General features: G+C 58.8%; 5 protein-coding genes. 4 read left to right on the top strand and 1 reads right to left on the bottom strand.

Annotated elements, in window-relative coordinates; genetic code table 11:
• Window positions 1-183: 183 nt before the first annotated feature.
• The 4 genes from ACRC4F_RS08175 (at window position 184) to ACRC4F_RS08160 (ending at window position 5,272) form a co-directional block, all read left to right on the top strand.
• On the top strand, window positions 184-1,749 hold the full coding sequence (locus tag ACRC4F_RS08175) for an MBOAT family O-acyltransferase (RefSeq protein WP_438658852.1): 1,566 nt from the start codon (window positions 184-186) through the stop codon (window positions 1,747-1,749).
• An 11-nt stretch (window positions 1,750-1,760) separates the two neighbouring features.
• On the top strand, window positions 1,761-2,936 hold the full coding sequence (locus ACRC4F_RS08170) for an alginate O-acetyltransferase (RefSeq protein ID WP_438658851.1): 1,176 nt from the start codon (window positions 1,761-1,763) through the stop codon (window positions 2,934-2,936).
• A gap of 17 nt (window positions 2,937-2,953) precedes the next feature.
• Window positions 2,954-3,607 carry an alginate O-acetyltransferase AlgF gene (locus tag ACRC4F_RS08165; protein ID WP_438658850.1) on the top strand — a complete coding sequence of 218 codons (654 nt, stop codon included), beginning with the start codon at window positions 2,954-2,956 and terminating at the stop codon, window positions 3,605-3,607.
• A 213-nt stretch (window positions 3,608-3,820) separates the two neighbouring features.
• Window positions 3,821-5,272 (top strand): mannose-1-phosphate guanylyltransferase/mannose-6-phosphate isomerase, encoded by a 1,452-nt coding sequence (locus ACRC4F_RS08160; protein WP_438658849.1) that lies wholly within the window; start codon window positions 3,821-3,823, stop codon window positions 5,270-5,272.
• An 83-nt stretch (window positions 5,273-5,355) separates the two neighbouring features.
• Here the strand turns inward: ACRC4F_RS08160 and ACRC4F_RS08155 are convergent.
• A partial coding sequence (locus ACRC4F_RS08155; protein ID WP_438658848.1) for an RHS repeat-associated core domain-containing protein occupies window positions 5,356-6,449 on the bottom strand: 1,094 nt, incomplete at its 5' end.

The raw sequence follows: 6,449 nt of genomic DNA, 5'->3' as shown, positions 1-6,449 counted from the left end.
GCTTGCTGGCGATGGCGGTATGACATTCACCATCGATGTCGACTGATCCACCGCCTTCGCCAGCAAGCCGGCTCCTACAAGGGATCGCGGTGATTTGAATGCAATGCATCTCCCCAGGTTCTTGATGGGGGGTTTGGGGGGGCCGTTGGCCCTTGACTGTTGGTTAAACATGGAGAGACCGGGATGGTATTTTCATCCAACGTGTTCCTGTTTTTGTTCCTGCCGATCTTTCTCGGCATGTACTACTTGAGCGGAATACGCTATCGCAACCTGCTGCTGCTGATCGCCAGCTACGTGTTCTATGCCTGGTGGCGTGTGGACTTTCTTGCGCTGTTCGCAGCCGTCACGCTGTGGAACTACTGGATCGGCCTCAAAGTCGGCGCCGCAGGCGTTCGGACCAAACCGGCCCAACGCTGGCTGCTGCTCGGCGTGGCAGTCGACTTGTGCATCCTCGGCTACTTCAAGTACGCCAACTTCGGCGTCGACAGCATCAACGCGATGATGACGTCGGTCGGTCTGTCGCCGTTCATCCTGACCCACGTGCTGTTGCCGATCGGGATCTCGTTCTACATCTTCGAGTCCATCAGCTACATCATCGACGTCTACCGGGGTGATACCCCGGCGACCCGTAACCTGATCGACTTTGCTGCGTTTGTGGCGATCTTCCCGCACCTGATCGCCGGCCCGGTGTTGCGTTTTCGCGACCTCGCCGACCAGTTCAACAACCGCACCCACACCCTCGACAAGTTCTCCGAAGGTGCCACGCGGTTCATGCAGGGTTTCATCAAGAAGGTGTTCATCGCCGACACCCTTGCGGTGGTGGCCGACCATTGCTTCGCCTTGCAGAACCCGACCACGGGCGATGCCTGGCTGGGCGCCCTCGCCTACACCGCGCAGTTGTATTTCGACTTCTCCGGCTACAGCGACATGGCCATCGGCCTGGGCTTGATGATGGGTTTCCGCTTCATGGAAAACTTCAAGCAGCCATACATCAGCCAGTCGATCACCGAGTTCTGGCGTCGCTGGCACATCAGCCTGTCGACCTGGTTGCGTGACTACCTGTACATCACGCTCGGCGGTAACCGCAAAGGCACGATGATGACCTATCGCAACCTGTTCCTGACCATGCTGCTCGGTGGTCTGTGGCACGGCGCGAACATCACCTACATCGTGTGGGGTGCGTGGCATGGCATGTGGCTGGCGATTGAAAAGGCCCTGGGGCTGAACACTTCGCCACGCAGCATCAACCCGATCCGCTGGGCGCTGACGTTCCTGCTCGTGGTCATGGGCTGGGTGATCTTCCGCTCGGAAAACCTGCACGTCGCCGGTCGCATGTACGGCGCGATGTTCAGCTTCGGCGAATGGTCACTGTCGGAACTCAACGCGGCCAGCCTCACCGGCCTGCAAGTGGCAACCCTGGTGGTGGCTTACATGACCCTGGCGTTCTTCGGCATCCGTGATTTCTACAGCAACCTGCCGCCGGAGAAGACCAAGCCTGTGGTCAACGTCGAGGCCGATGGCCCTGCCGCTGCGACACCTGGAATGATCAAAGCAGTACCGGGCGACAACCCGGGCAACATCCACGAGCCTGGCTACACCGTCGGCGTTGAAGCGACTGTGCAACCGGCCTACTGGACGGCGGACTGGTCCCGCTACGTGATGCGCACGCTGGTCCTGGTGCTGTTCATCGCCTCGATTTTCAAACTCTCGGCGCAAAGCTTCTCGCCGTTCCTTTACTTCCAGTTCTGAGGGATCTGACCATGACCCGCTCATTACGTATCTTCTACATCGCCCTGTTCATGGTGACCTTGCTGGTCCTGGGCCTGTGGTCTACGCGCAGCTTCTTCGGCTTCAGCACCAACGCCGATGCGACCGTGCTCAATGGCCGCTGGGCCAAAGCCGTGGAAACGCATTACGACGACGAGTTCCCGATCAAGCGCCTGGGCACCAACCTCTGGGCCGCGCTGGATTTCAAACTGTTCAACGAAGGTCGTCCGGGTGTCGTGCTCGGTCGCGATCAATGGTTGTACAGCGATGAAGAATTCAACCCGATCGTCAACGAAGAATTGAACCTGCAAGGCAACTACGCGCTCGTAGAAGGCGTGCGTCAGGAATTGAAAGCCAAGGGCGTGAAACTGGTGATGGCGATCGTGCCGGCCAAGACTCGCCTGTATCCGGAACACCTGGGCGAAGTGAAGCCTTCGAGCATTCACGCCAACCTCTATGAAGACTTCCACGCGCGTGTGGCGGCCAACAAGATCCTCGCCCCCGACCTGTTTGGCCCGATGCTCCGAGCCAAGCTGGACGGTCAGCAAGTGTTCCTGCGCACCGACACTCACTGGACTCCGGAAGGCGCGCAAATCGCCGCCGAGACATTGGCCAAGACCATTGCCGAAAAAGCCCCGCTCAGCGGCGAGCCGCAACGCTTCGTCACCGAGCCTGCCGAGAAAGTTACGCACAAGGGCGACCTGCGGTTATTCCTGCCGCTGGACCCGCTGTTCGAAAACCTGATGCCGGCGCAAGAACCTTTGCAAAAGCGCAACACCGTGGTCGCGCAAGACCAGCCTGCCGGTGATGACGCGCTGTTCGCCAACACTGAAGTGCCGGTGGCCCTGATCGGCACCAGCTACAGCGCCAACCCGAACTGGAACTTCGTCGGTGCGCTGAAACAAGCGCTGAACAGCGACGTGGTCAATTACGCCGAAGACGGCCATGGCCCGATTCTGCCGATGCTCAGCTACCTGAAAAGTGATGCTTTCAAGAACAGCCCGCCACAGGTGCTGATCTGGGAGTTTCCTGAACGTTATCTGCCTGTGAACAACGAAATCGGCGACGCCGACCCGCAGTGGGTCGCAGAGCTCAAAGAAGCCGGCGCTCGCCAACAAAACGTAGCCGCAAACACTAAATCCGAGACGCCCGACCGGGCGCAAAACTGAAAGAGAGAGGTACTACCATGACTTTCACTACTACTCCTCGCCGTCTCGCCAAGACCTTTGCACTTGTTGCTGGCATGAGCGTGTTGTCGATGTCCGCCTTCGCTGGCGACGCCGCACTCTATGGCCCGACTGCACCAAAAGGTTCGAGCTTCGTCCGTGTCTACAACGCCGGTAACGCTGAAGTCAGCGCCACCGTCGGCAGCACCAACCTGGCCGAAGTTGCGCCGCTGTCCAGCACCGACTTCAGCTTCATGCCGGGCGGCGACTACAGCGCCAAGGTCGGCAGCCAGACCCTGCCGGTGAAACTGGCCGGTGATCACTATTACACCCTGGTCAACAACGCCAGCGGCGCGCCGCAACTGATCGAAGAGCCGCCGTTCAAGAACAAGCAGAAATCCCTGGTTCGCGTACAGAACCTCAGCGACAAGGCCCTGACCCTGAAAACCGCTGACGGCAAGACCGAAGTGGTTCCGTCTGTAGCGGCCAAGGGCCGTGGCGAGCGTGAAATCAACCCGGTCAAAGTCAGCCTGGCTCTGTATGACGGCGCCACCAAAGTCGGCGACGTGAAACCGGTTGCCCTGGAACGCGGTGAAGCCGCCGTGCTGTACGTCACCGGCAAAGGCACCAGCCTGTCGCCAGTCTGGGTAAAACGCCCGGTTTCGACGCGCTAATCATTTTTTCTGACTGACGCATCCCCCTGTGGGAGCGAGCCTGCTCGCGATAGCGGTCGGACATTCAGCATTGATGTCGACTGATACGCCGCCATCGCGAGCAGGCTCGCTCCCACAATAAACCGGGGTGTCAGTCGGGACACGGAACAAGAACAAGAGTGAAACGACAGAACGCAGTAGCTCTGACCCATACGATTTTCAAGGAGTAACAACATGATTCCGGTGATCTTGTCAGGTGGTAGCGGCTCACGTCTTTGGCCGCTTTCCCGTAAGCAGTTCCCTAAACAGTTCCTCGCCCTGACCGGCGAACACACGCTGTTCCAGCAAACCCTGGAACGCCTGGTGTTTGAAGGCATGGACACCCCGATCGTGGTCTGCAACAAGGATCACCGCTTCATCGTCAACGAGCAGTTGGCCAATCGCAAACTGGAAACCCAGCGCATCCTGATGGAACCGTTCGGCCGCAACACTGCGCCGGCCGTGGCCCTGACCGCGATGATGCTGGTCAATGAAGGCCGTGACGAGTTGATGCTGGTGCTGCCGGCCGATCACGTACTGGACGACCAGAAAGCCCTGCAACGCGCCCTGGCCCTGGCCACCGTCGCTGCCGAAAACGGCGAAATGGTGCTGTTCGGCGTACCGGCCACCAAACCGGAAACCGGCTACGGCTACATCAAGTCCACCAATGACTCGCTGCTGCCGGAAGGCGTCAGCCGCGTCTCGCACTTCGTCGAAAAACCGGACGTGAAACGCGCCACCGAGTTCGTCCAGTCCGGCGGTTACTTCTGGAACAGCGGCATGTTCCTGTTCCGCGCCAGCCGCTTCCTCGAAGAGCTGAAAAAGCATGATCCGGACATCTACGACACCTGCCTGCTGACCCTAGAACGCAGCGAACAGGATGCCGACACCGTCACCATCGACGAAGCCACCTTCGCCTGCTGCCCGGACAATTCCATCGATTATTCGGTGATGGAAAAAACCCAGCGCGCCTGCGTCGTACCACTGACCGCCGGCTGGAGCGATGTCGGTTGCTGGGCGTCGCTGTGGGAAGTGAACGACAAAGACGTCAACGGTAACGTCACCAAAGGCGACGTGGTCATTCAGGACAGCAAAAACTGCATGATCCACGGCAACGGCAAACTGGTGTCGGTGATCGGCCTGGAAAACATCGTGGTCGTCGAAACCAAGGACGCCATGATGATCGCCCACAAGGACTCGGTCCAAGGCGTGAAGCAAATGGTCAACACCCTCAACGAACAGGGCCGCACCGAAACCCAGAACCACTGCGAAGTCTATCGTCCGTGGGGCTCCTACGACTCGGTGGACATGGGCGGTCGTTTTCAGGTCAAGCACATCTCGGTCAAGCCGGGCGCGTGCCTGTCGCTGCAGATGCACCACCACCGCGCCGAACACTGGATCGTGGTCAGCGGCACTGCTGAAGTGACCTGCGACGACAACGTGTTCCTGCTCTGCGAAAACCAGTCGACCTACATTCCGATCGCTTCGGTTCACCGTCTGCGCAACCCAGGCAAGATTCCACTCGAGATCATCGAAGTGCAATCGGGCAGCTACCTGGGCGAAGACGATATCGAGCGGTTTGAAGATATCTACGGTCGCTCCACCCCGATCGAACGCGGCGTGTCGGTGAAAACCATCGCGCAGTAAGCGATTAGCAACACCCAAGCCCCCGTCCAGTCCGCTGCGTTTTCCCTATCCGCAGCGGGTTGGGTGGGGGCTTTTTGCTGGAGTCAGCCCAGTGACTGCTGCCGAACCGGAGCCGAACGGGACTTTCCACTCAGCGACTGCCGTCTACCGGCATATGGCTTGGGCGCGACAAGCCCGATCAAGTTCTGGTTTCTGTTCAATTGCTGAACCACCTCCCCCGTTTGCACGGAGAGTTCGGCAATATCCTCAAAGGCCTTCGGGTCCGAACTGCCGGAGCCGGCGAACTCGGTTTTGATTGCCTGCATCCGGAACTCCAACATGTCGATCACCGCCGGCGTATCGTCGTAAACCTCGCTGAGCGATGCGGCGTTCAGTCCCTGTGACGCCTGGTAGAACTCTCGCCCCGTCTTGATCAGGCCCGGCGCTTCTGATCCCAGCTTGCTGGCGACTTTATCGACCAATTTATCAGCCACTGCGGTGGCGATCTTTTTCCCCAGCTTCGTTCGCCCTTCAGGGGTCCGAGGGTCCATTGCCGACAGCTCGAACTTTATCGTCCTCAAGTTGGTTTTACCTTTGGGTTCAACGGCCTCGATGAATGCTTTAGGGTTCATTTCATTGCCTTTGAAGCTGATCGGGCGATCCAGTTGATAGGTGTCCACCATCCTGGAAATCAGCGCATTGGCTGCTTTAGCCCCGACCGCCGCCCCCGCTTTGCTTCCCAACCCTGCGGTCACAGGACCCGCCAGACCACCAAGGGCACCGCCCGCCGCAGCCCCCGCAGTCGTCGCGGCAGTACGCACAGCACTGCTGGCAAGTTGCGTAACGACACGTCTGCCCAACGCTTTGAAACGATGCTGCGCATAAACGTGATTGAGTAACGAGTTCTTGAAATCAGCAGCGCCACCTCCTACGGATTTCAACAAGGCATTTTGCTTGTCCTGGCTGTCGTTCAGCTCTGAAGCTTCGGTCAATTGACCACCGTCGCTATCGACGTAAGTCATGGGATTATTTCCCACCATCTGATACAGGTTGGGTCCATCAATGAAGCCTTTGGGGTCAGGATTGAGCCACCGGAACAACCACGGTACGTAGTAGCGCAATCCATAGTAATAAAGCCCCGTCGCATCGCGTTCCTTGCCCGAATAACGAAAGGTTTTATAGTCGACGTCAACCACGT

The sequence above is a fragment of the Pseudomonas sp. genome (assembly GCF_051660785.1).
Classification (GTDB): Bacteria; Pseudomonadota; Gammaproteobacteria; order Pseudomonadales; family Pseudomonadaceae; genus Aquipseudomonas.
Note: the sequence above shows the minus strand (reverse complement) of the source record. Positions and strands in the feature narration are given on the sequence as shown.